Annotated in this window: 20 protein-coding genes and 1 pseudogene; 13 read left to right on the plus strand and 8 right to left on the minus strand. The window is 58.4% G+C overall.

Translation table 11 applies throughout. From position 1 onward, the window contains the following. Positions 1 to 464 (minus strand): annotated as a pseudogene (locus Tam1G_RS07495) (integrase catalytic domain-containing protein); the annotation flags it as partial. 124 nt (positions 465 to 588) lie between these two features. On the opposite strand from Tam1G_RS07495, the gene Tam1G_RS07500 reads away from it, so the two are divergent. From Tam1G_RS07500 to Tam1G_RS07510, 3 genes are all read left to right on the plus strand, one after another. Continuing rightward, positions 589 to 1497, plus strand: a complete 909-nt coding sequence (locus tag Tam1G_RS07500; protein ID WP_207553084.1) for a DUF362 domain-containing protein — start codon at positions 589 to 591, stop codon at positions 1495 to 1497. 112 nt (positions 1498 to 1609) lie between these two features. Then, entirely contained in the window at positions 1610 to 2191 is a 582-nt protein-coding gene (locus tag Tam1G_RS07505) for an ECF transporter S component (protein WP_101626049.1), read from the plus strand. A gap of 79 nt (positions 2192 to 2270) precedes the next feature. Then, a complete protein-coding gene (locus tag Tam1G_RS07510) occupies positions 2271 to 2699 on the plus strand; it encodes a DUF1893 domain-containing protein (RefSeq protein WP_101626050.1) in 429 nt (142 codons plus the stop codon). A gap of 142 nt (positions 2700 to 2841) precedes the next feature. Here Tam1G_RS07510 and Tam1G_RS07515 read toward each other — a convergent pair whose 3' ends face one another. Both Tam1G_RS07515 and Tam1G_RS07520 read right to left on the minus strand, forming a co-directional pair. After that, complete coding sequence (locus tag Tam1G_RS07515; protein ID WP_101626051.1) at positions 2842 to 4404, minus strand: alpha-N-arabinofuranosidase; 1563 nt, start codon at positions 4402 to 4404, stop codon at positions 2842 to 2844. A gap of 48 nt (positions 4405 to 4452) precedes the next feature. Beyond that, positions 4453 to 5715 carry an MFS transporter gene (locus Tam1G_RS07520; RefSeq protein ID WP_101626052.1) on the minus strand — a complete coding sequence of 421 codons (1263 nt, stop codon included), beginning with the start codon at positions 5713 to 5715 and terminating at the stop codon, positions 4453 to 4455. 374 nt (positions 5716 to 6089) lie between these two features. Between Tam1G_RS07520 and Tam1G_RS07525 the strand changes: the two genes are divergently transcribed. From Tam1G_RS07525 to araA, 8 genes are all read left to right on the plus strand, one after another. After that, the gene (locus Tam1G_RS07525) at positions 6090 to 7103 is read left to right on the plus strand and encodes a LacI family DNA-binding transcriptional regulator (RefSeq protein WP_165781948.1); all 1014 of its coding nucleotides are present in this window, start codon (positions 6090 to 6092) and stop codon (positions 7101 to 7103) included. 196 nt (positions 7104 to 7299) lie between these two features. Next, positions 7300 to 7665 (plus strand): 50S ribosomal protein L19, encoded by a 366-nt coding sequence (gene rplS / locus Tam1G_RS07530; protein ID WP_033891529.1) that lies wholly within the window; start codon positions 7300 to 7302, stop codon positions 7663 to 7665. Between the two features lie 177 nt (positions 7666 to 7842). Next, positions 7843 to 8733 (plus strand): signal peptidase I, encoded by an 891-nt coding sequence (gene lepB, locus Tam1G_RS07535; protein ID WP_101626054.1) that lies wholly within the window; start codon positions 7843 to 7845, stop codon positions 8731 to 8733. A 112-nt stretch (positions 8734 to 8845) separates the two neighbouring features. Beyond that, positions 8846 to 9538: a ribonuclease HII gene (locus tag Tam1G_RS07540; RefSeq protein ID WP_101626055.1), complete on the plus strand. Its 693-nt coding sequence runs from the start codon at positions 8846 to 8848 to the stop codon at positions 9536 to 9538. Between the two features lie 186 nt (positions 9539 to 9724). After that, a complete protein-coding gene (locus Tam1G_RS07545) occupies positions 9725 to 10840 on the plus strand; it encodes a LacI family DNA-binding transcriptional regulator (RefSeq protein WP_101626075.1) in 1116 nt (371 codons plus the stop codon). Between the two features lie 254 nt (positions 10841 to 11094). After that, positions 11095 to 12741, plus strand: a complete 1647-nt coding sequence (locus Tam1G_RS07550; RefSeq protein ID WP_101626056.1) for a xylulokinase — start codon at positions 11095 to 11097, stop codon at positions 12739 to 12741. A 231-nt stretch (positions 12742 to 12972) separates the two neighbouring features. Beyond that, on the plus strand, positions 12973 to 13665 hold the full coding sequence (locus Tam1G_RS07555) for an L-ribulose-5-phosphate 4-epimerase (RefSeq protein WP_101626057.1): 693 nt from the start codon (positions 12973 to 12975) through the stop codon (positions 13663 to 13665). A 352-nt stretch (positions 13666 to 14017) separates the two neighbouring features. Beyond that, positions 14018 to 15535 carry an L-arabinose isomerase gene (gene araA / locus Tam1G_RS07560; RefSeq protein ID WP_101626058.1) on the plus strand — a complete coding sequence of 506 codons (1518 nt, stop codon included), beginning with the start codon at positions 14018 to 14020 and terminating at the stop codon, positions 15533 to 15535. Between the two features lie 642 nt (positions 15536 to 16177). On the opposite strand, the gene Tam1G_RS07565 is transcribed toward araA, so the two are convergent. From Tam1G_RS07565 to Tam1G_RS11665, 3 genes are all read right to left on the minus strand, one after another. Continuing rightward, the gene (locus Tam1G_RS07565) at positions 16178 to 16963 is read right to left on the minus strand and encodes a gamma-glutamyl-gamma-aminobutyrate hydrolase family protein (protein WP_423220498.1); all 786 of its coding nucleotides are present in this window, start codon (positions 16961 to 16963) and stop codon (positions 16178 to 16180) included. Between the two features lie 136 nt (positions 16964 to 17099). Further along, positions 17100 to 18512 carry a hypothetical protein gene (locus tag Tam1G_RS07575; protein WP_101626059.1) on the minus strand — a complete coding sequence of 471 codons (1413 nt, stop codon included), beginning with the start codon at positions 18510 to 18512 and terminating at the stop codon, positions 17100 to 17102. 2 nt (positions 18513 to 18514) lie between these two features. Further along, entirely contained in the window at positions 18515 to 19225 is a 711-nt protein-coding gene (locus tag Tam1G_RS11665) for a response regulator transcription factor (RefSeq protein ID WP_165781949.1), read from the minus strand. Positions 19226 to 19364: 139 nt separating this feature from the next. On the opposite strand from Tam1G_RS11665, the gene Tam1G_RS07585 reads away from it, so the two are divergent. Beyond that, positions 19365 to 20165, plus strand: coding sequence for a hypothetical protein (locus Tam1G_RS07585; protein ID WP_165781950.1), 801 nt, complete (start codon positions 19365 to 19367; stop codon positions 20163 to 20165). 105 nt (positions 20166 to 20270) lie between these two features. Here the strand turns inward: Tam1G_RS07585 and Tam1G_RS07590 are convergent, their stop codons facing one another. Beyond that, positions 20271 to 22094: an AMP-dependent synthetase/ligase gene (locus tag Tam1G_RS07590; RefSeq protein WP_101626062.1), complete on the minus strand. Its 1824-nt coding sequence runs from the start codon at positions 22092 to 22094 to the stop codon at positions 20271 to 20273. Positions 22095 to 22161: 67 nt separating this feature from the next. After that, complete coding sequence (locus tag Tam1G_RS11525) at positions 22162 to 22431, minus strand: hypothetical protein (RefSeq protein WP_133124994.1); 270 nt, start codon at positions 22429 to 22431, stop codon at positions 22162 to 22164. A 95-nt stretch (positions 22432 to 22526) separates the two neighbouring features. On the opposite strand from Tam1G_RS11525, the gene Tam1G_RS07595 reads away from it, so the two are divergent. Then, positions 22527 to 24116, plus strand: coding sequence for a sugar porter family MFS transporter (locus Tam1G_RS07595; RefSeq protein ID WP_242689676.1), 1590 nt, complete (start codon positions 22527 to 22529; stop codon positions 24114 to 24116). Positions 24117 to 24287: the final 171 nt, after the last annotated feature.

The following is a 24287-nucleotide window of genomic DNA, read 5'->3' on the forward strand; positions in this document are numbered from 1 at the left end:
AGCAGCTCCCCGGCGGGCCGGGTAGTGGAGATGCCTCTGGGCCGTGCCGCGTCGCGCGTCTTTTTGAGGTACCGGTCCATCGTGGCCGCGCTCATCCGCTCCAGCTCGCGGAACGCGAAACCGTCCCAGTCGGCGAGCTCGCCGTGCGCGCGCAGCATGGGCATCCACAGGGGCAGCATCGCCTTGAGGTACTTCGCGCACGGCGCATCCATCATCAGCCACACCTGGACCAGCAGCTCGCGCGACTGCTCCGAATACCGCTTCGGCCGCTCCGCGGGCGACATCGACGGCCTGCCGCGCCCGGCTTCCGTGAGTCTGCGTCTCGCGGTGCTCCTGCCGATTCCCAGCACGGAGCACATCTCATCGAGGATGCGTCCCTTGTCCTTCTTCGACGCCTTCATGTATTCATCCCTGAATCTCAGGGTGACCTGCCGCTTCGTCGCCATGCTGATCCTGTCTTCCATAAGACAAGCCAAACAGGACCGATACCGTTCGCGCTCATTCCCGATGAGGCACCACCACACCCTACGCGCTCAAAAAACGTGAGGCACGTCGACCCTTGAAAGCACGGATGCAAGGAGGCATATTATGGAGGAAACGCATAATCACGACACCGATTACCCAATGGCCGCCAACGTGTATTTCACTCGAGATATCAGCCCGGCCGGCCTCATGCGCGTGTATGAGGCGCTTGGCGCTCGGCCTCAAGGCAAGGTAGCGGTCAAACTCAGCTCCGGCGAAGGCGGCAATACGCATTATCTGCAGCCGGCGCTTATCAAAGATTTGGTGCAGCATTTGAACGGCACCATCGTGGAATGCAACACCGCTTATCCCGGCACGCGAGACGTCAGCGAGCATCATTGGCAAACCATCAAAGACCACGGTTTCCTGGACATCGCCCCGTGCGACATCCAGGATGAGGAAGGCGAAATCACCATTCCTGTGGAAGGTGGTAAGCGAATCACCGGCGATATCGTCGGCTCCCACTTCCCGAACTACGACTACTACGCCGTGCTTTCCCACTTCAAAGGTCATATGATGGGCGGCTTCGGCGGTGCGCTCAAGAACATCTCCATCGGTATGGCTTCCTCAAACGGCAAGAAGCGCCTGCATTCCGGTCAGGATGAGATTCTGCCCAACCCGTTCAGCGGCGATCAGGACTCCTTCCTCGAAGCCATGGCGGAGGCGGCAACCGCCGTGTTCAACGCACTCAAAGGCAATATGCTCTTCATCAACGTGATGAACAACCTGTCCGTGGACTGCGATTGCGACGGCAACCCGCACCCGCCCGTTATGGCGGATATTGGCATCTGCGCCTCGCTCGACCCAGTAGCCGTGGATCAGGCTTGCGTGGACATGGTTTACGTGTCTCATGACAACAAAGAGCCGCTTATCGAACGCATCGAATCCCGCCACGGCATTCACACCATCGAACATGCCGTAGAAATGGGCCTCGGCTCGCGCGACTACCACCTCATCGACCTCGACCATCGTTAGTTGGTTTTCGTTGATTCTCGGCTTCTCTTGTCAGGGGAGCTGTCACCGAAGGTGACTGAGGGGTAGTCAAAGACGACGAACTGATATCGATATTCAACAAGGAGTTTTCATCATGCAAACAACTACCGCAACGCGCACCTACGCGCTGCCATCCGTCAAATTCCAATCCATCGCGGCGGCGCTTGCTGTTATCGCCGCCGTCGCTCTGCCGCAAATCTTCCATCTAGCCGGCGCGGCACTCGGCTTAGGCACTGTAATCGGCCAGACGCTGCTGCCCATGCATCTGCCGGTCCTACTCGTCGGTCTGCTCGCTGGCCCTTATGCCGGTGTGGCAACTGGTGCGCTTGCGCCAATCATCAGTTTTGCGCTGACCGGCATGCCCATGGCTCCGATGGTGCCGTTCATGGTTATCGAACTCGCCGCATACGGCCTGTTTGCTGGCTTGCTGCGCGGTGTGCAGTTGCCCGCGGCAGTGCCAGCACCGCTCGCATGGCTGGGTAAGCTGCTTGGTGCTCAGGTTGCCGGCCGCTTGGTTGATGCTATTGCGATTGCCGTGGCGGTTTCGCTGCTCGGCAATACAGCAATGACAGTTGCCTCGGTATGGGCTGCCGTGATTACTGGACTGCCTGGCTTGGTATTGCAGTGGGTTCTGGTTCCGGTGATTATGACGGCTGTGGATCGCAGACGCGACTAATCAACTGATTCTTGCCCATAGTTGACAGTAATGGCCCCTTGTTCGCAAGGGGCCATTACATAAGAAGAGGGAAGTACTGATGGTCGATCTTGATCGCGCGAAAACATTGCTGCTAGCAGACCCATCACTGGGCTGCGTGGCCTGCAATAGCAACGCCGAAACCCTGACCGGTACTGGTCGAGGAGTGCGTCCGCTACTGCAGTGGCTTGCTGCCGGGCAAAGCCTCAAAGGATATTCCGCCGCCGATCGCGTGGTCGGCAAAGGCGCTGCACTGCTCTATGCCAAGCTCGGAGCCAAGGCGGTTTATGCCGAAACAATGAGCGAGGCAGGGCTGGATACCCTGCAAAAACAAGGCATCGAAGCATCGTATGGCACGCTGGTGCCGATGATTCTCAATCGTGCAGGAACCGGCATGTGCCCGATTGAGCAGTCGGTAGCAAACACTGATACTCCAGACACCGCCGAACCGGCTATTAGGTCTGCCGTAGCAAAGTTGATGCGGCAATAACTCCGCAGCGAATCGTACTTAATTGCATAAGAAAATGGCGGAATCGCAATGATTCCGCCATTATCATACCTGCGCGTTTATATGCATATTCCCTGCACAGTTTGAGCAATGCTGCCAAACTGTGCAGGACTACTCAAATCAATCACGCCGTAAACCGCACTGCCGACCAAGCAATAGACGGCAGCTCATAGCTCACTGCAGCGCCATCGGTCGCCACAGTGAGCTCCTGCGGCGTTACAGCCAGAGGATTTTCAGCAGTGTTTTGGCGGTATGGATCGTCATCATGCAGCACCTCGGCGTGTGTCACGGCAAAGCGAGCCGCATCCGCACCTGGCAGAGAAGCAACATCAATGGTCACCTCATGTGCAGCATCCGGATCGCGATTTACGGCCAGAATCAGGCCTTCGCGCGTGGCTTCATCCCAAGTCACCACGGACTCCAACGCCTGCACATCGCCATAGGTCTCAGTGTGGAATGTCGGGCCGTCGACCGCAGGAACATAGGCAACACCACGAGCATGGTTGGCAACTTCAGCAAACGGGTAATAAATCGTCTGCTTCCAAGCCGGTCCGTTTTCTTCCGCCATAATCGGCGCAATCACATTCACCAGCTGGGCGCGGGATGCAGAACGCACGCGGTCGCAGTGCTTGAGCAGCGTAATCATCAACGATCCCTCAACCACAGCATCGGACGCAGTGTACACATCTTCCAGCAGGTGCGGTGCCTTGGGCCATGGCTCGGTGTGCAGGCCTTCGGTTTCCGCGGCCTTCCACTCGGCTTCCTGCTTCTGCCACACATCCTGATACCACACACCCCATTCGTCGAAGGAGATGGCGATGTCCTTGGTGCCGTGGTTCTGCTCGCGCGCATAATCGGCGCAAGATGCCACGGTGGCAATGAACTGCTTCATGTCTTCGGAAGAAGCCAGGAATTCTCGCATACCTTCGGGCTTGTGGGAATCGTGGTCATGATCGTAGTAATAGGCGTGCGCAGAGACGAAGCTTAAGTACTCGTAAGCGCGGGTGAGCACGGTCTTCTCCCACGTGCCAAAGGTCGGCATCTGAGCGCTGGAGGAGCCGCAGGCCACCATTTCCAAGCCGGATTCAGCCAGCTTCATGGCGTGTGCCACCTTCTCCACGCGGCTGGCATATTCCTCGGCCGTCATGTGACCGACCTGCCAGGGGCCGTCCATTTCGTTGCCGATGCACCACATGGCAATGTTCATCGGCTCGGGGATTCCGTTGGCCACGCGGCGGTCGGCAATGGTGGTGCCGGGAGCGCCGTTCACATACTCCAGTTCGTCCAGTGCCTCCTGAAGTCCGCGGGTGCCCATGTTGACGGCAAGCATGATTTCGGTGCCGGCTTTCTTGCTCCAGCGGTAGAAATCATCAATGCCGACTTCATTGGTTTCGGTTTGGTGCCAGGCCAGTTCGCGGCGTACCGGTCGCAATTCGCGCGGGCCGGTGCCATCCTCCCAGCGATAGTTGGAGACGATATTGCCGCCCGGATAACGCACGCAGGTGACGCCGAGCTCTTTGACGAGGTCCAGCACGTCCTGACGGAAGCCGTTCTCATCCGCAGTGGGGTGAGTGGGCTCGTAAATGCCGCCATACACGCTGCGGCCGAGCTGCTCCACAAACGAGCCGAACAGTCGGCGAGGGATATCTGCAACAGGGGTGAACGAAGAAATGGAAGTGGTGCTCATAATGCTGTCCTTCACAATGATTGCTTCATGATTTCACGGATACTTCGATTACTTCACGCGCTTGATCATCATAATCAGCAGGCCACCGATAACGCAGATGATGGTTTCGGTTGGGAAGATTGCGCGGTAGCCGAGGATGTTGATCACGCCGGCTGCAATCATCGGGCCAAAGACCTGGCCCAAGGTGTTGGCCATATTGATGATGCCCAAGTCCTTCGCGGCAGTCTTCGGATCAGGCAGCACGGCCACGTTCAGAGCCTGATCGACGGCGTTGTAAGCGCCCATGCCGATGCCGGCCACCACAGCGTAAGCAAGCATGGTCCATGGCTCGGCTGCGATGAACGGGAAGAATGCGCCTACGCCGAGCATGATGGTGGTCACGGCAACCGGGGCCTTCAGACGGTGGAACTTATCGGTCAGCGGGCCGGCAATGGCGCAGAACAGAATGCCGGTGATCATCAGAATGATGGACATGATGGAGACGGAATTTGCGGTGGCCTTATCGTCCAGCTTCATGTAATCGGTGAAGATGTAAAGCTGGTATCCCACAATCACATACTGACCGGTGACCATCAGAATCTTGCCGGCGAGGGCCAGATAGTAGTCGCGGCAGTTCTGGGTCGGGAACATGAAGTTCTGCTTCAGAGTGTTGATATCGAACTTAGCGCGCGGCTCGTCAAGATTGCTTGGTTCCTTGGCGATTACAGCGGAAAGAACGCCGCCGATCACCGCGAAGGCGGCCAGCACCTGAATACCGGTGCCAACATTGCCGAGGAACTGGGAGGCGATAATGCCGGAACCATAGTTACCGAATGCCATGCCGATGCCGTAGAAGGAGGAGATGGTGCCGCGCCAACGAGGTGCGACGCGATCAGACAGCTGGGCGATCATCGGGGCAACAACTGCATTCAGTACTGCCTGATAGACGGCCCACACGGCGAGCAGCACGGGGATGTTCGGAGCCATGGAGAGCAGCCAGAGCAGTACGCCGGAAAGAATGGAGCAGATAACGATCCACGGCGTGCGCTTGCCGTGCTTGGTGCGGGTGATGTCTGACAGGGCGCCGGCCAGAATGTTGGCGATGGTGGCCACGATCATGGCCACGGCGGAGAAGGTGGCCACCAAAGTGACCTTGTCGTTCGGGGCGAGCTGCTGAATCTTGGCCGGCAGCAGGGTGACTGAGGTGCCGACGTATGGGCCGAGCCAGCAAGCCGGTCCGATAACCAGTGCCCAGCCGATGCGAGTGGGCAGCTTGGGCTGCGATTCGTTGGTGACGCCCACCGTTGTGGTGGTTGCTTCGTTGGAAGACATGGGGAAGTCCTTTCTTCTGTTATTCCCAGTGGTAACAACGCTGCACTACACGTTTAGGAAACTTTCTCTGTTTTAGAGAAACTTCGTTGTTAATTTGCACTGTAGTAATTCGGTGTTTGCGTTATCAAATACGGCGTGTTGCTTGACATGGTGCGCCTTATGGACATTTTCCCAACTTTCGCAACATAAAAGAAAGTTTCATAAAAACTTTCTTTTTCGGGATGGAAGGTAAGGATTGTTCTGCGCTGCGATCGTCAGCTGTTTTCCCGCGGCCTCCGCGATGCATTGATACTGTCTGCGCATCTGCTTCGAATGACGGCGAAAGTTTCGTCTTCATTGCATATCCGGCCCTAAACTGCGCTATGGTAAAGGCCATGACTTCCCAACCCGGCAATACCAAGCTCGCCCAAATCGCCCGAGAGGCAGGAGTGTCCCTATCGACGGCGTCCAAGGTGCTCAATAATCGCCCGGGTGTATCCGATGCCACGCGTAAACGCATTGATGCGTTGCTGGAAAAGAATGGGTATCGCCGGCGCAAGCGCACTGAGCAGACCACGACCAATATGGTTGAGCTGTTGCTCGACGATCTTGACACCCCGTGGTCTGAGGAGATTCTTTCCGGTGTGCTTGCCGGGCTCAACAAGCCATATGTGCCCATCGTTTCCGCCAGAACCAACGAGGATTGGAATATCAGCGATTGGTTGGAAGAGGTACTGGCTCGTAAATCAGCCGGCGTGATCATACCGCTGTTCGAATTCCCCAAAGAAGCCGAAGAACGTCTGACTCGCTCCGGCATTCCTGCGGTGCTCGTCGACCCTACCGGAGAAGTGCCGAAAAATGTGCCCACTGTGGGGTCGAATGATTATGTAGGCGTGCGCGAGGCTACGGAATACTTGATTGCACAAGGTCATACGCGCATCGCATTCATCGGCGGTCCAACCTATCTGCAGACTGCCTTGGCTCGATTGGATGGTTTCCGTGGTGCCATGCGGCAGGCGGACATCCCGGTGGACCCCGCGCTGATCACATCCGGGGAGTTTCGCTATGAAGACGGACGCGAGCATGCGCGAAAGCTGCTTGACCTGCCGAATCCACCCACGGCCATCTTCGCCGCCAGCGACATGCAGGCTGCCGGCGTATATGCGGTCGCATGGGAGCGCGGTCTGACAATCCCGAACGATCTATCGGTAGTCGGATTCGATGATTTGCCCACCAGCCGCATGCTACTGCCACCGCTGACCACCGTGCATCACGCCGTGCGAGAAATGGCACAATTCGGTGCCACTACGCTGATGCAGCTACTCGAAGGCAAAGGTGGTTCCATGCCCACGCATATCGAGCTGACCACGAACCTGATCGTACGCCAAAGTGTCCGCAAGCTGCCGTAAACTTTTGCTTTGTTGTGCCGAGAAGTAGGCCGCCGCATAAGCCAACTTCTCCAAGGGTCCAGTCGAACAAGACTTTCGGCGGATTGGCAGACTTCCCAAAGGCAAACCTGAGGGATAAATGTGAGCGATTGCGCCACATTATGTTGGCAGCAATCCCAACCTAGGGCTGGTATGCGGCAGCACTGAAGGAACAACAATGGTTAACGCTATTGAGGCTTTTGACGCCAAGCACATGAAGCCGGCTGAGGAAATCCCGGCCTTCCGTCCCGGCGACACCGTCGACGTGAACGTGAAGATCAAGGAAGGCAACAACTCCCGTATCCAGACCTTCACCGGCGTGGTGATTGCTCGTCAGGGTGCTGGCGTTCGTGAGACCTTCGTGGTCCGCAAGATCAGCTTCGGCACTGGTGTGGAGCGTCGTTTCCCGGTTCACTCCCCGTCCATCGAGTCCATCAAGCTCGTGCGTAAGGGCCGTGTGCGCCGCGCCAAGCTGTACTACCTGCGCGCTCTGCGCGGCAAGGCTGCTCGTATCGTCGAGCGCCGCGACAACTCCGCTAAGTGAGTTCGTCAATAGGTTTGTTACAGCTTGCGACTATGCAGTCGCGCGAATAAACCGTGAAATTCAGCCCGGAATCGTTTGTGGTTCCGGGCTGAATTCGTATTGGGCAAGTAAGATGGAGCCCGCTTATATGCCGGCTACCGGTTACGCGGAAACAGACTGGACCACGGAGGATGTGCAATGCAGGATGATCAGGATAACGAATCGCTGCCGATTTCCGTGATTGCCGAAACTCCGAGCGCGAATCCGCTGCAATCTGCGGACGCTGCAGTCACCGATGCTGCCAATGCGGCCGCTGATGCCGAATCCTCGGCCCGTGACCTACGCACTTTGCAAGTGGCCGATCATGGTGTTGATGTAACTCCGGTGCCGCCTGCCGTAGTGGTGGTTGGCAGAGGATCGCAAAAAACCGTGGCTCGTCACGCCAAGAGTGCAGCCGAACCCGATGATGGTGGGTTCACGTTGCGCGACTTCTTTATCTGGTGCGGCATACCGGTACTGATTGTGCTGCTGATTCGTATTTTCCTCGTGGGATTCTACGAAATTCCATCTCGATCCATGATGGATACGATTGTGCCCGGAGATCGAGTGGTGGCCAGCAAACTCACCCCGAAATACTTTGATTTGCAACGCGGCGACGTGGTGGTCTTCAAAGATCCAAACAATTGGCTGAGCGCCGAGCAAAGTAACGGCCTCGGCGGAGGATTCCTTATCAAACGTCTGATTGGTTTGCCTGGCGACACCGTGGAGTGCAAGGGCGCCGGTCAGCCGATCACCATCAATGGTGTGGCGATTAATGAATCCTCTTATATTCGCCCCGGCGTGGATCCGAGTGCCTTCCCATTCTCGGTGACCGTGACCGAAGGCCATGTGTTTGTGATGGGGGACAATCGCGCTAATTCCGCCGATTCCCGCTACCATCAAGACGATGGAGATCACGGCTTGGTGCCCATCTCCGATGTAGTGGGTACCGGCCTGGTGACGTACTGGCCTCTTAACCGCATTGGCGTGCTCGACGCCCATCATGGTGTCTTCGCCAACGTCCCTGACCCCACTTCCTCCGCTTCCTGAATTCCTTTTTCCTTGGCTCCCCTTGTCAGGGGAGCTGTCGGTGAAGCCGACGGAGGGGTAGTTCTTCGGTGGAAGTTTTGAAACGCATTGAGTTGTTTATCGGAGGTAAGGCATGCCGAAAATCACGCCAACACTGGAACTTGAACATAGCCTTGCCTCCCAAGGCTATGACTTGATCGTTGGCTTCGATGAAGTTGGGCGCGGAGCGCTCGCCGGGCCGGTAATGGTTGGCTGCGCTGCGATCTGGGCGCGCGATTTGAACACCCTCGATGTTCCCGCAGGCGTAGCCGATTCCAAAATGCTCACCGAACATCGCCGCGAAGCCATCTACGACGAACTGTGTAACTGGTGTGCCGCCTGGGCGGTGGGCCAGGCCAGCAATACTGAAATCGACGACTGGGGCATCTCCTATGCGCTTGGCATTGCCGCCCTGCGTGCGCTTACCCAAGCCGAACGGCAGCTTGGGATGAGAGCCGATCAGCCGCTGCGAGTCGGCGCAATCCTCGATGGTCCAAGCGACTACATCACCAAAGCGTTAGACACTTTTGATGCGCCAGACGTACCGATTCCGGCCGCAGTCACCACCAAAGTCAAAGGTGACCAGCATTGTGCCACGGTAGCTACCGCCGCGGTGATTGCCAAAGTCACTCGAGACCGGCTCATGGTCGACCTTGCACGCAGCCATCCGCAGTATGCGCCATACGAATGGGAGCACAACAAAGGATATGGCTCTGCGGCTCACCGTGCAGCCATTGCCGCCCAAGGCCCGACTCCGCTGCATCGCATCAGCTGGCATCTGACCTGAGTTGTTGCGGATACGCGAATAATGAGAGCCGTGGTCTGCGAATGAGAGGGAGTGGACCTTATTCCCCGCGACACGGCAATGTGAGCGTTAACGCTCCTTGATGAAAACGCGCTAAAGTCAATACCAGCAATGCCATTCAACGGCTGTGCAATGGATGCCAGTCGCGAGCGGAAAGGTTCAGGTGGTATGGTGAACAGCCGCAAACCAAGCAAGCGTCCGTCCATGTTCGAGGTGGCCAAACTTGCCGGAGTGAGTCATCAGACTGTTTCCCGCGTAATCAACAATTCTCCGGACGTTTCCGATGCCACCCGCGCCAAGGTTCAGGCCGCAGTCAATCAGCTGGGTTACCGTCCATCCAATTCCGCGCGCGCATTGGCCTCCCACCGTTCGCGCACCATCGGCCTGATCGCAGGCGGCATGAAGTTCTTCGGCCCTATTTCCGCCATCGCGTCCATTGAATCCATCGCGCGCGAGCACGGGCTGTTCATGAGTGTCATGATGGTGCACGAGGCGCTATGCACGCAGGCTGAATTCGATAACCTGTGCGATACGTTCATCGAACAGAACGTGGATGCTTTTATTTTCCTCACGCCGACTGATGTGATGTTTGCGGCGGCCTGCCGAGCCAAAGTCAACCAGCCTCGCGTTATCGTGACCTCTACTCACGGTCAAATGACCGTGCGCGAGGGCTTGAGCCTGATTTCTTCGGATAATAAGCGACGTACTGCGCTGGTTGGTGTTGATCAGTGGGATGCGATGGCCAAAGTGGTGAGGCTGATGAGCGAATATGGCCATAAATCCGCGCTGTATTTCGCTGGTCCGAACGAATGGCGTGACGCGCATACGCGTCTAGACGCATGGCGCAAACTTTCGGCCATGCACTCCATCGATTCGCAAATAGTGCGTTGCCATACCTGGAATTCCGACGAATCCTATGCGCAGATGAACCACCTGCTTGACGAATATGGTGTTAAAGGTGCGCCGCTGCCCACGGCGGTAGTGGCTGCGAACGACAGCCAGGCAGTAGGCATTATTCGTTCTCTGCATGAGCATAAGATCAGGATTCCGCAGGATATCAGCGTTGTAGGCTTCGACGATATGCCTGGCATGGATAACTTGTATCCGCCACTGACCACCGTGCACCCTGATTTTGAGGCGTTGGGTGGCGCCGCCATGCGTGAAACATTGCGTCTTTTGGGGGAAGGCTCCGAGCCTGTGTTCCTTACTAATCAGCACAGCGTGGGATTGATTCCCGCCAAGGTGATGAGCCGCAGCTCGCTGGGTCCCGCCCCACGCAGGTAAATATCGTCTGTTATTTCGTGGCTCCCCTTGTTAGGGGAGCTGGCGGCAAAGCCGACTGAGGGGTAGTTAATAAGAGATGCGTTGCATCAATAAGCGATTCACTTGCTGTTATCGATTCGTTATAAACGAAATAACGCTATAAGTTGTGTCGAACCTCGGTTATAGGTACAATAATTTTCGGAAATTGTGAGCGCTAACAGAAGTGCCCCAAAGAAGGGGAGCAAACCCCGGCGCTCCACAGGGTAAGGATAGATATGGCAGTTATCGACAACGCGGCCGAGCAGGTCGCCAACATCGCCGAGAAGATTCGCGCGGGCAAAACCACGCTGGGTATTGAATTCGGCTCCACCCGAATCAAGGCCGTTCTGATTGACGACACCTTCCACACCATCGCTTCCGGCGACTACAGCTGGGCATCCCACCTCGAGGATGGCCTGTGGAGCTACTCCACCGAGGAAATCTGGGGCGGCCTGCAGCACGCCTACGCTTCTATGGCCAACGATGTTGAGACCGCATATGGCGAAAAGCTCACCCACATCGGCCACATCGGCTTCTCCGCCATGATGCACGGCTACCTCGCCTTCGACGAGAACGGCGAACTGCTCGTCCCGTTCCGCACCTGGCAGAACACCAACACTTCCGAAGCTCACCAGAAGCTCTCCGAGCTGTTCCAGTACAACATTCCTGAACGCTGGTCCATCGCTCACCTTTACCAGGCCGTGCTCAACAAGGAAGAGCACGTTTCCAAGGTTGCATACTTCACCACTCTGGCCGGCTATGTGCACTGGAAGCTCACCGGCAAGAAGGTGCTCGGCGTTGGCGATGCCTCCGGTATGTTCCCGATCGATCCGACCACCCACACGTACGAAACCGAATTCATCGAGAAGTTCGACGCTCTGCCTGAGGTTGCCGCGCAGCCGTGGAAGCTGGAAAACCTACTGCCGACTCCGCTCGTTGCCGGTACTCCGGCTGGTGAGCTGACCGAGGAAGGCGCCAAGCTGCTCGACCCGTCCGGCACGCTGAAGCCTGGCATTGTGCTCGCTCCTCCGGAAGGCGACGCTGGCACCGGTATGGTGGCCACCAACTCCGTGCGCGTGCGTACTGGTAACGTCTCCGCTGGAACCTCCATCTTCGCCATGGTCGTGCTTGAGCATAAGCTCAAGGCTCTGCACCCGGAAGTCGACCTGGTCACCACCCCGGCCGGCGATTTGGCTGGTATGAGCCACGCCAACAACTTCACCTCCGACCTGAACGCTTGGGTTGGTCTGTTCGGTGAGTTTGCCAAGGCTATTGGCCAGCCTGTTGACGCAGGTACTTTGTACGGCACCCTGTTCCGCGCTGCTATCGCCGACGATGTGGACGCCAACTGCGGTGGCCTCCTGAACTACCCGTTCCGCTCCGGCGAATTCCTGGCAGGTCTGCCGGAAGGCCGTCCGCTGTTCGCCCGTAGCCCTGAAGCTCACATGACTCTCGGCAACTTCATGCGCGCCCAGCTGTTCTCCGCATTCTCCCCGGTCAAGATTGGTATGGATGTGATGACCAAGCAGGAGCACGTGCAGATCGATTCTCTCGTGGGCCACGGTGGCATCTTCACCACCCCGAAGGTCGCCCAGAAGATTCTGGCCGCCGCCTTCAACACCCCGATTAAGGTCATGTCCACCGCCGCCGAAGGTGGCGCATGGGGCATGGCAGTGCTCGCCAACTACCTGTGGAACACCAACGAAGACCACTCCAACCTGGCTGATTACCTGGATGGTTGCGTTTTCAAGGATGCCCAGTCCGTTACCGAAACCCCGGTGGCCTCTGACGTAATCGGCTTCGAAGACTTCTTCGCACGCTTCTCCAAGGGGCTGCCGATCGAGCACACCGCCATCGAGTCCATCAACCTCGAAGACAAGTAATTCTCCTTTTCTCTGGCCCCCTCTGACAGGACATTGCCGTTAAGCAAACAACCCGGTGGGTTGTTTGTAGGCAATGTGCGAGACGACAGTCGAGCTGGCCCCCTCTGACGAGGGGGCTGTCAGCCGGAGGCTGACTGGGGGAGAGAAGCGGAAACACAGCCGGCCGCAAGGCCGTCCATATCCCAAAATTTCAACAATCGTTATCCGATCTAGTGGAAAGGAAATCCAACAATGGCTACTTTGGCTGATTACGGCCCCGAGGTTCGTGCCGAGGTCAAGCAGGTTCGTGAGGTCGTCTCCACCCTGCACCAGCAGCTGATCAAGTGGAACCTGGTCGTGTGGACGGCTGGCAACGTGTCCCAGCGCCTGCATACCGCGGACCTGTTCGTCATCAAGCCGTCAGGCGTGCGCTACGAGAACCTGACGCCGAACTCGATGGTCGTGGTGGACCTGGATGGCAACGTGGTCGACGGCACCGAGGCCCCGTCCTCCGACACCGCCTCCCACGCGTACATCTACCGCAACATGCCTGACGTCTACGGTGTTGTGCACACCCACTCCACGTACGCTACCGCCTGGGCTGCTACTGGTCAGAACATTCCTTGCGGCCTGACCATGATGGGCGACGAGTTCGGCGGCCCGGTGCCGGTTGGCCCGTTCCGTCTGATCGGCTCCGAGGCCATCGGCAAGGGTGTTGTCGAAACCCTGAAGAAGTATCCGAAGTCGCCGGCCGTGCTGATGCAGAACCATGGTCCGTTCACGATCGGCAAGGATGCCGAGGGTGCGGTGAAGGCCGCCGCGATGACCGAGGAGGTTGCTCACACGATGTGGGCCGCCAAGCAGCTCGGCGACATCATCGAGATCGACCAGGCCGATATCGATAAGCTCAACGACCGCTACCAGAACGTCTACGGTCAGCACTGATTTGATGGAGTGTCCGCTGCGTTACGGAAGGCTCGACGTACCTTCGTACGCCTTCGCCTTCCGCGCCTTGCGGCCACACACATCAAATCACCGCTGACTTCGCCAGCACTGAGTTATCGGGCGTGTCTGCGGCGTTGCTCCTCGGTCGACGTACCTTCGTACGCCTTCCCTCGGTGCGCCTTGCATCCACACCCGCTAACTCAGTGCTCCGCACTGATGCTACTTTCCCTGGCCCCCTCTGACGAGGGGGCTCCCGGCGAAGCCGGGTGGGGGAGAGAAGAAAAAAACAACGGTTCCGCAAGGAACTCAATCTTTACAACTCCACACAACGAAGTAAATAAAAGGAGCCATTATGGCAATGGAAAACCCCTTTGAGGGCAAGGAAATCTGGTTCGGCGTTGGTTCTCAGGACCTGTACGGCGAGGAAGCTCTGCGTCAGGTCGCTGAGCACTCCGCTGAAATGGTCGACTACCTGAACAAGACCGGCAAGATCCCGGCCAAGATCGTTCTCAAGCCGACCCTGAAGTCCTCCGATGGCGTCAAGCAGTTCATGGTTGAAGCCTCCGCTAACCCGGCCGTTATCGGTGTCATCACCTGGTGCCACACCTTCTCCCCGGCCAAGATGTGGATCCGTGGCCTCGAAGTGCTGACCAAGCCGCTGCTGCAGCTGGCCACTCAGCACCACAAGGAGATTCCGTGGGAGACCATCGACATGGACTTCATGAACCTGAACCAGGCCGCCCACGGCGACCGTGAGTTCGGTTACATCGTCTCCCGCCTTGGCATTCCGCGCAAGATCGTCGTCGGCCACTACACCGATCCGGAAGTCGCCGAGAAGGTCGGCACCTGGGCTCGCGCTTGCGCCGGCTGGGATGCTTCCAACAACATGAAGGTCATGCGCTGGGGCGACAACATGCGTAACGTTGCCGTCACCGAAGGCGACAAGACCGAAGCCGAGCGCGTGTTCGGCGCTTCCATCAACACCTGGGCCGTCAACGAGCTCGTCGCCGCATACGACGCCGTCAAGGACGATCAGGTCAAGGAAATCATCGAAGATTACAAGGCCAAGTACGACGTTGACCCAGCTCTGCTGGACGCCAAGTACGACTCCCTGTTCATCGCAGCCAAGGAAGAGGCTGCTATGGTCAACATGATGCGCGCCAACGGCTGCACCGCCGGCGTCGACAACTTCGAAGACCTTGGCGCTCTGCCGCAGCTGCCGGGCGTTGGCCCGCAGCGCTTCCCGTCCGAGTACGGCTGGGGCTTCTCCGCTGAAGGCGACTGGAAGACTGCTGTGCTGGTCCGCATCGGTGCCGTGATGGGCTACGGCCTTGAAGGTGGCGCCTCCCTCATGGAGGACTACTCCTACAACTTCACCGAGGGCAACGAGCTCGACATGGGCTCCCACATGCTCGAGGTCTCCCCGGCCATTGGCACCATCGCCAAGCCGAAGCTGGAGATTCACCCGCTGGGCATCGGTGGCAAGGCCGACCCGGTCCGCTTGGTCTTCTCCGGCGCTCCGAAGAAGGATGCAGTCGTGGTCTCCATGGCCGACGAGCGCGAACGCTTCCGCCTGCTCATGGACGTCGTCGACGTTGTCGAACCGCAGGGCTCCCTCAAGGAACTGCCGTGCGCTCGCGCCGTCTGGAAGCCGCAGCCGGATCTGAAGACCGCTGTTCAGTGCTGGATCACCGCTGGCGGCTCTCACCACACCTGCATGACCACCTCCGTTGGTCGCGAGGCTTGGGAAGACTTCGCTCGCATCGCCGGCGTTGAGCTCGCCGTCATCGACGACAAGACCACCGCTCGCCAGTTCGAGAAGGAACTGCAGCTGTCCGAGATGTATCACCGCCTCGACAACCGTCACTGATTGATGGAGTGTCCTCGTCGTTGTTCCTCGGTCGACGTACCTTCGTACGCCTTCCCTCGGTACGCCTAGAGGGCACACGCATCAATCAGCGCCGGCAGGCCGTCACTGATTCTTAACTTGAGAACTGCCCAAGGGCCGCTTCGGGAAACCGTAAGCGGCCCTTTTTCGTTTGGTTTTGCGCATTATTGTGTGTATTCTTCTGCGCTTCCCCTCCATCTTTCGAACGTCTTGCCCATTTTTCCATACACATTTTGTCCCGGTAGCCAAATCAATCGATTGATGCGATTATCGGGACAAATCTGAGTGTCCCGGTAGCGCATTTCAGCCATTTTTCGGGAACCGTGGCAGAGAATCGCCCTGTAATAGGGTTACACATACAACTTGTACCGCGTAAAACCGCATAATTCCGCCATTTTTTGTTTTGCGATGATTGAGACTTCGGGAAGAATCTGTCCCGGTAGCTCAAAAATAACGAAAAAGAGCTACCGGGACAACGAAATTTGTCTCGGTGGAAGAATCAATCGATTGATGTAACTACCGAGACGCAAAACGCCGCAATATACCGCAAGATGAGACGCGGAGCTGCGCAACCTTTTGCAATATCACTGCTTAAACGTGTGTCTTCTGCGTTGCAGTTGCCGTTCAACGGTGGCAACTCTTAACAAACGCATTAAAAATTGCCTGTGATCGCGCATCAACCTTGTACAAAAATTCAGGATGCCACTGCACCGCCCACAGGAACCGGCTCGCGGGCCTGTATAACGCCTCAATTACTCCATCGGGCGCAACGGCCATAACATTAAGGCCAGGTGCCGCTTCACGAACCGCTTGGTGATGGTAACTATTCACTGCAATCTCGGATTGCCCCGCAAATAAAGAAGCCAGAGGGGTGCCCGGAATCAAGGAAACGCTATGCCCGAAAGTGTCGTACGGCGGATTCATGTGGTGCTCCACCGCGCTTGGATGCTCGCTGGGCAGATCTTGCCAAAGTGTTCCGCCCAAATACTTGTTGATGAACTGAATACCGCGGCAGATGCCGAGAATTGGTTTATCGAGTGCCATCGCAGCTGGAAGCAATAGCGACTCCATGCGGTCACGTTCAGGGGAGAGTACTTCGCTGCGGCCTCTGGCTGAGGAGTTCGCAATGTCAGCAGCGTCCGCAGCATCCGCAGCGCCAGCTTCCCTACAGCCGATATCGGCCGAAATGCCATCCTTGGCATCTAAGCCCGCCATATGGCTGGCATCAAATCCGACTTTTGGCCCCACATCCGGCCCGCCCGTGAACAGGAACGCGTCAAACTGTTCGGCGCATTGCGCCACCGCATCGGTATTATCAGTCAGCGGCAGCATTACCGGTGTGCCGCCGGCCCGCATCACCGCGTCCATATATCCGGGCAACATCCACAAACTATCCCGCCCATAATCCATCAACGGAGTCACCGCAACCATCGGACGGCCAACGCCCATAACCGCCTCCTTATAGTCATACGTTCGCATTGCTTCGGCGGGGCACAAGCCCCAACCAGCACCTATTTGCCGCCACTGTACTGGACCGTTATAACCGTCAGACCAACGGCAGTTTGAGGAGAACGGTCCAGGTGGAGGAGTTGGGGGAGAGCGTGAATTCACCGCCAAGGGCTTCGGCGGTCTGCCGGCAACGATCGAGACCGGTGCCGCTGCTGAGGACGAAGTCCGACGGTGCAACATCCGATGGGGCATCCATTCGCACGACGCCCGCCGATACTCCATCCGTACCACATGCGACGGCATGGTCTCCGGATTCGCCGCCCGACGTACCGGCGACATGGCCATGGTTCCGCACGGCCCGCGGTATGCCGTTCGACGCGGACAATGTCGCCAGTCCCGGTGCGAGGGCAACGACGACGCAGTAGCCGGCGTCCGGGTCTGCATACTTCATGATGTTGCCGACGACCTCATGCAGGATATCCAGCAACGCCGCCTTCCGCTCGTCCGTGCATGCATACGTTGTCTCTCCGGTGGTCAGGATCTCGCCGGTGAGCCCGTTCGCATGCAGCCGTTCGTCATAGGATCGTGCGATGGCTCGCAGTTCGTCGTCCGATATCGTTGTCAGCGGTCCCGCCGACGATGCGTCTGGCTCGATGAACTGCGCAAGTCGTGCGCAGGCCGATTCGATTGGTTGCATCCGATCATCGCCTATGCCATCACGGTCCGCCGCGATTTCCGAGGCTTTGGGCGATGCGCCGCCATCCCGGCCATCCAATCCCGCAATCAAAGTGCGTACCTTGGCAAGCGATTCGGTTGCGGTCCGCTCGATAAGCGCCACGGTGTCGCAACCGTTCGCATCCAAAGCCCCATTTGAGTCGGCGTCACCTGGCGTTGACTGGCTGCCGCCGTTCGCCCCCGACCGCAATTGCCGGGCCAGCAGAAGTATCGTGGTCAGGTCATTGGCCACGGAATGATGCAGCTGCGTGGCAAGCTCCTGATCGGCGAGACGATGCAGCAGCTCGGCGCGCTCCCGTGCCTCGATTTCCTGCCGTTCGCGCCAACCCATCATCGAGCCGAGCCACAACGCCACCATCAGGAACGCCGCCGTGGCGCATACGATGGCCACCACCGACGAATCCCACGGATACAGCCAGATACGGGTCGCGGTGACCGCCTCGGCCACCACCGCCGCGAACACCGCCATACTGATGTCCAGATACGCCATGATCGTCACTGCCATCAATAGGCAGAACAGCAGGGAAAACGGCGTGGCCGCCGGCACGATGCAACGCGCCGCCCACAACGCCACGATCGCCCATCCGCCGATGCGCGGCAGCAAAGCCATCAGCAGACTGCCGACCGTCGCCAGTAAGGCGAACAGCAGCGTGACATCGTTGGCGTCGCCGATCGTATGCAGATAGGCGGTTTCGATGATCGCCGGGATCGCCGCGCACGCCAGCAGTATGCGGGTGCGCGCGTCCCAGAGCAGACGCTTGTCGTCAACGCGCATGATCACATCCTTAGGTAGCGGCGGCACAGGGCGACCGCTTCGTCACGGTCGCGCGCGTGCAGCTTCTCCCGAACCCGTGCGACCTGCGAGAAGATGGTGCCCTTGGAGATGCCGAGCTTTGCCGCAATCTGCTCGGTCGATTGCCCATCCGCATACAATCGCATAATGGCCGATTGCTGCGCGGACAGTGCGAACGATCGCGCAGGCTCGGCGGCGTCCGGTGGAAGCGCCGGTTCGGTTGCGCTGACGGTATTGGTTGATTGCGATGGTGCCAGGAACGACCGGGCGGCTGATTGCTCGCTGCCGGGATGTGCCGGCGAGCACTGCCCGGCAAGCTTACGTATGCACCGTGCAATCGCGGCGATGTCGTCCTTGCTGATGACCGCGGCGGCTCCGGCCGCGAGCGCGGCACCGGCGTACACGGCCGGCTCGTAGGCGGTCATGCCCAGCAGCGGCAGATGCGGCGCCCATCTGCGCACGGCCCGGCACACGTCGACGCCGGTCATGTCGGTCAGCGCCATGTCCACCAGCAGCACGTCCGGGCGGTCCTGCTCACGTATGCATCGCTGGATTGCGGCGGCGCCCAGCTGTGCGGCCCATATCACCGTGAACCCCGCCCGGTCCAGCAGCGAGCGCAACGCCATCAGTGCCATGGCATCGTTGTCCACCAGCGCGATGGCGATGGCGCCATGCCGGGTCGAATCATTCTCCATGCCATACAAGTCTAGGAAGACGACATGCTGACCGGTAATCCATGTCATGCGCCGCATGTCACCGGCTATCCTAAGGCAGGGGAGCGGCCATAGTCTGAAATCGTCACCAACGAACGGACTGAAAGCAAGGAGGCCCACGATGAACAAGGCAATGCGGGCATTGCGCAACCATACGGCCGTGCCGCAGGACGGACGGCCGCAGCAGGGTCCACGAGAGCATACGCTGACAAGCGAAACCGGCACCCGCCCCGCACGGCCGTTGTGGTGGTGGCTGCTGGCGGCATTCCTGGCGTTCGCGGTGATCGTGACCGGTGCGTTCGTCTGGCAGCGCTCCACGCGTGTCACCGCGCAGAAAATCACCGACGAACTGGTGGCGCTCGACCCGAACATCAGCGAATCCCAACTGGAAAATCTCGGTTACGTATACGGTGGCGAGGCCGTGGGTGGATACCGCGGATACTCCACCGGCGAGGACTACCCGTGGTACCAGAACCCGGATACCAAGCGCATCGACGCGTTCCTGGGCGACGTGCGCGCCGGCCGGGAGTCCGTATTGCGGCTGGTGGTGCGTGGTACGGGTCCTTACAGCATCACCACGGATGCCGGCTCTCAGGAATCAAGCGCGTCGGGTGGCGTCTCGGTGCGCATCCTCTGGTTCGACCCGAATGCCGACGCCGACTGGGCCGAGAAGGATTCGAGCGTCGAGCCGGCCACCATCCACCATGACGGCAAAGGGCAGATTCGCGAATGGTGGTGGCGGGGCGGCGAGATCGTCACGTCGGACAAACGCTTCTCGCGCGCCATCTCCGCCAACGGCGGGGCTGTGGGCGGCGGGGTCGAATACGTGCTCAAACACCAGCCCGCCATCCCGTCCGACCCGGATTCGGCCGACACCGTCATCATCGGATACGACGAGGTGCTGTACTCGCTGAGCGAGTGACGGAGGCGGGCGGAGGCGGGTGAAGGCCACGCCGGCGCAGACGAAATTGGGGTGGTTCCGGTGAAAAGGAACCGGAACCACCCCACATTATTGAACGAGATGAAGTCAGTGCTTGCCGTTGTAGATTTCGCGGTCGATGACGTCAGCGAACACACGGTTCACAGCCGGGCGCACCACCTTGAGGGACGGCGTCAGGCACTTGTTTTCCTGTGTGAACTGCGTGTCCAGCACAGCGAACTTACGCACGGATTCCGCGCGAGACACCGTCGCATTTGCCTTATCCACATACTGTTGAATCTCTTCGCGCACAGCCGCGTTCGTAGCCAAACGATCCACCGGAGTATCCACGGACAGGCCATGAGCGGGCAGCCATGCGGCCAACGATTCAGGATCCAAAGTCACCAGAGCGCCAATGAACGGGCGACGGTCGCCCACCACCACGCAATGCTCCACAATCGGGCACTTGGCAATCTCCTCCTCCAGCGGAATGGGGGAGACGTTCTTACCGCCAGCGGTGATGATGATGTCCTTGATACGGCCGGTGATAGTGATGCGGCCCTCATCATCGATTTCAGCCAAATCGCCGGTTCGCAGCCAGCCGTCAGCAGTGAACGCTTCGGCGGTCTTCTCCGGCAGATTATGGTAGCCGCGGAACACGTTCGGGCCCTTGACCTGCAGCTCGCCTTCATCGGAAATACGCACGGAAGAGCCCGGAGCCGGTTGGCCAACCGTACCGATCACATTGTCGGTCACACGAGTGGCGGCAAATGGGGCAGCGGTTTCGGTCATGCCATAACCCTGAATCATCGGCAGGCCAATGCCATTGTAGAAGTGAGCCAAATCCAGAGACAGCGGAGCGCCGCCGCAAGCCACGTACTTGATCTTCGGTCCCAAAGCGCCGCGAACCGTGCGGTACACTAGCGTCTCATACTTAGCGTGATCAGCGATTTCGGCCAGTGTATGCTTCTCGCCGGCTTGCTCCTTGCGGCTCCACACGCGAGCAGCTTCGGCAGCTTTCAGGAACAGGCGGCCCTTCCAGCCGGTGCCGGCCTTACGGGAGGCAGCGTTATACACCTTCTCGAACACACGCGGCACACCCAGCAGGTAGGTCGGTTCGAAGGAACGCAGGTCCGGAAGCAGGGACTTGGTATCCGGCAAGTAGCCGACCACGCCATCATCGGAGGCGATGGACGCATACTGGATGAAGCGTGCGAAGCAGTGGGCGAGCGGCAGGAACAGCAGCAGACGCGGATGATCGTCAAGAATCATCTCATGCAATGCTTCAGATGCGGCAATAGTAATGGAAACAAAGTTCTTATGCGTCAGCTCGGCACCCTTGGGGTTGCCGGTGGAGCCAGACGTGTACACAATCGTGGCCAAATCATCGACGTGCACTGAAGCCACGCGCTCGTCGAACTCTTCATCGGATACGGTAACGCCCAAGCCTTCCAGAGCACCAAGCGCGTTGCCGTCGAACATCAGAATCTGGCGCAGCGTGGGGCAGTGGTCTTTGACAGAGTCGAGACGGTCGAAGCGCTCGCGGTTATCCGCCACAGCCAGCTTGACGGAGGAATCGTTCATGATGCGCTGTGCCTGGGAAGCGGAATCAGTGTCGTAAATCGGCACGCTCACGGCGCCGACTGCCGCCAGCGCGAAGTCCAAAATGCCCCATTCGAGGCGGGTGGAGGAGAAGATGGTGACCGCATCGCCCTTGCCGATGCCCAGAGCGATCAGGCCCTTGGCAGCGGAAATGACGCTTTTCTGGAATTCGCCGGTGGTCACGTTCTGCCAACGGCCCGGGCCGAGCTTCTTGGCTGCGATAACCGTATCTTCGCCAGTGCGCAGAATACGGTTGGTAAGCAGCGAGTAGATGGTCTGATCATCGCGTAATTCGATGGATGATCCTGGAGTGGTGTATTCGGTGAGCATAGGTGCCTGTCTATTCCTTCGTGCTGCTGGCCGCGATTGACGATTCCGGCCATTCTGTTAGCTGAGGTTACGCGTGCGTAGCATGATGCGCGTTGTGCAGGGCGAAAAAGTCGTGACAGTGCTTTTGTGGATTGCCTACAAGTGCTTGAAAATTGACGGTTTGACAACATTCTGACTGCAGATTGGCGGCTGTTCTGCGGCAGTTGGCAGCGGCTTGGCGGTGAATCGGCACTGCTGCTGCGCTGGTTTGATAACAGTTTGGCAACGTATCGATAACGGTTTTACAACGATTTGCTCCAGAGGGGCCTTTTCCGCATATTTCAAGGTAAACAAGCATTACCATTTTCCTTTGGTCGCAAGTGCTGTTAGCGCAAACAGTCATCGATTGCGGCCATAAGAGAGCGAAAGAAATAAGAAACAGAGGGTACTGCAGTGAGTCAAGCAGCATCAGCAACCGCGCCAATCCAGCCGGTTTCAGAAGACGACGAACATCAGCGTCGCGGATCAGGCCGCTACATCGTAGGCCTTGCATTGAGCGCCGGCCTTGCCGGTCTGCTCTATGGTTACGACACCGTGTCCATCTCCGGTGCCATCGATTTCCTGCAGAACAAGTATTCATTGAGCCCGGCACTGCAGGGCCTCGTCATCAGCTCCATCATGATCGGTGGTGTGATTGGTGCAGGTTTCTCCGGCTTCCTGTCTGATAAATACGGCCGCCGCAAGATTCTCATGTTCGGTGGAGCGTTCTTCTTCGTGGCTGCCCTGTGGAGCGCCTTCACGTTCAGCCCGTTCACGCTGATTCTGGCCCGCATCATCGGTGGCGTGGGCATCGGCTTGGCTGCAGCGCTCGCCGTGACCTACATCACCGAGTCCGCACCGACCAACATTCGTGGTGCCTTGACTTCCGCCTACCAGTTGCTGACCATCTCCGGCATCTTCCTGACCAACGTCATCAACTACTTCATCGCATCCTCTGGCGATCACAACTGGGGCATCAACATCGGCTGGCGCTGGATGCTCGGCATCGGCGCAATCCCTGCCGCCATCTTCGTCGTGGCACTCTGGTTCTCGCCCGAATCCCCGCGCTTCCTCGTGCAGGCCGGCCGCGTTGAGGAAGGCTATAAGGTTCTCGAACGCATCAACGGTTCGGACAAGGCCCGCCGCGATGTGGAAGAAATCCAAATGCAGATTAAGGCCGAGCAGGAGGCCAACGCCCAGTTCTCCGACCTGTTCAAGCCTGGCCTGCGCAAGGCACTGCTCATCGGCATCTTCCTGGCCATCTTCAACCAGGCCATCGGCATGAACGCCATCTCCTACTATGGCCCGGTAATGTTCTCCCACATGGGCTTTGGTGGCAACACCGAGTTCCTGGCCTCCTCCCTGGTGGGTGGCATCGAGTTGGTGTTCACCGTGGTGGGTATGTACCTGATCGATTCCGCCGGCCGTAAGAAGCTGATGGCCGTGGGCTCCGGCCTGATGGTGCTGTTCGCGCTGGGCATCTCCTTCTCCTACGCCAACAACTATCAGCTGCTGATGCTCATCTTCGTGATGTGCTTCACCTCTTGCTTCGCCTTCTCCATGGGCCCGATTCCGTGGATTATGATTCCGGAACTCTTCCCGACCTACCTGCGTGGCCGCGCCACCGGTATCTGCACCGTGTTCCTGTGGGGCACCAACTGGGCTATCGGCCAGTTCACCCCGATGATGATTAGCTCTATTGGCGGCATGGGTACCTTCCTGGTGTTCGCATGCACCAACCTCATCTGCTTCCTCGGTGTGATCACCTTCGTGCCGGAAACCAAGGACAAGACGCTGGAAGAGATCGCCGAGCTGTGGAAGCCGAAGGGTGAGCAGTCCAATGCTCAGCTTGAAGTGGTTCGCGCCACTGCTGATCTGAAGCAGGCCGAAGCCGACATCAAGGCTGCTGAGGCTGAACTGGCTCGCGCTCGCCGTGCCAAGGAGCGCGCTATCGCCACCAAGGCCGCCGCTGAAGCGCTAGTCAATGCACAAAAAGCTCGCTGATGCCTTTTTACGGCTCCCCTTGCCAGGGGAGCCGTCAGCGAAGCTGGCTGAGGGGTAAGCAACTAGGCCAATTTATTGGCACCTCATAACTCGCTAATAACGCGCAGTAACCAATGCAAATAACGCTGCAATAAGACAGCGATTGCGGCAGAGCGTAGCCCATTCTAGGAT

The sequence above is a fragment of the Bifidobacterium imperatoris genome (genome assembly GCF_002860405.1).
Lineage (GTDB): Bacteria > Actinomycetota > Actinomycetes > Actinomycetales > Bifidobacteriaceae > Bifidobacterium > Bifidobacterium imperatoris.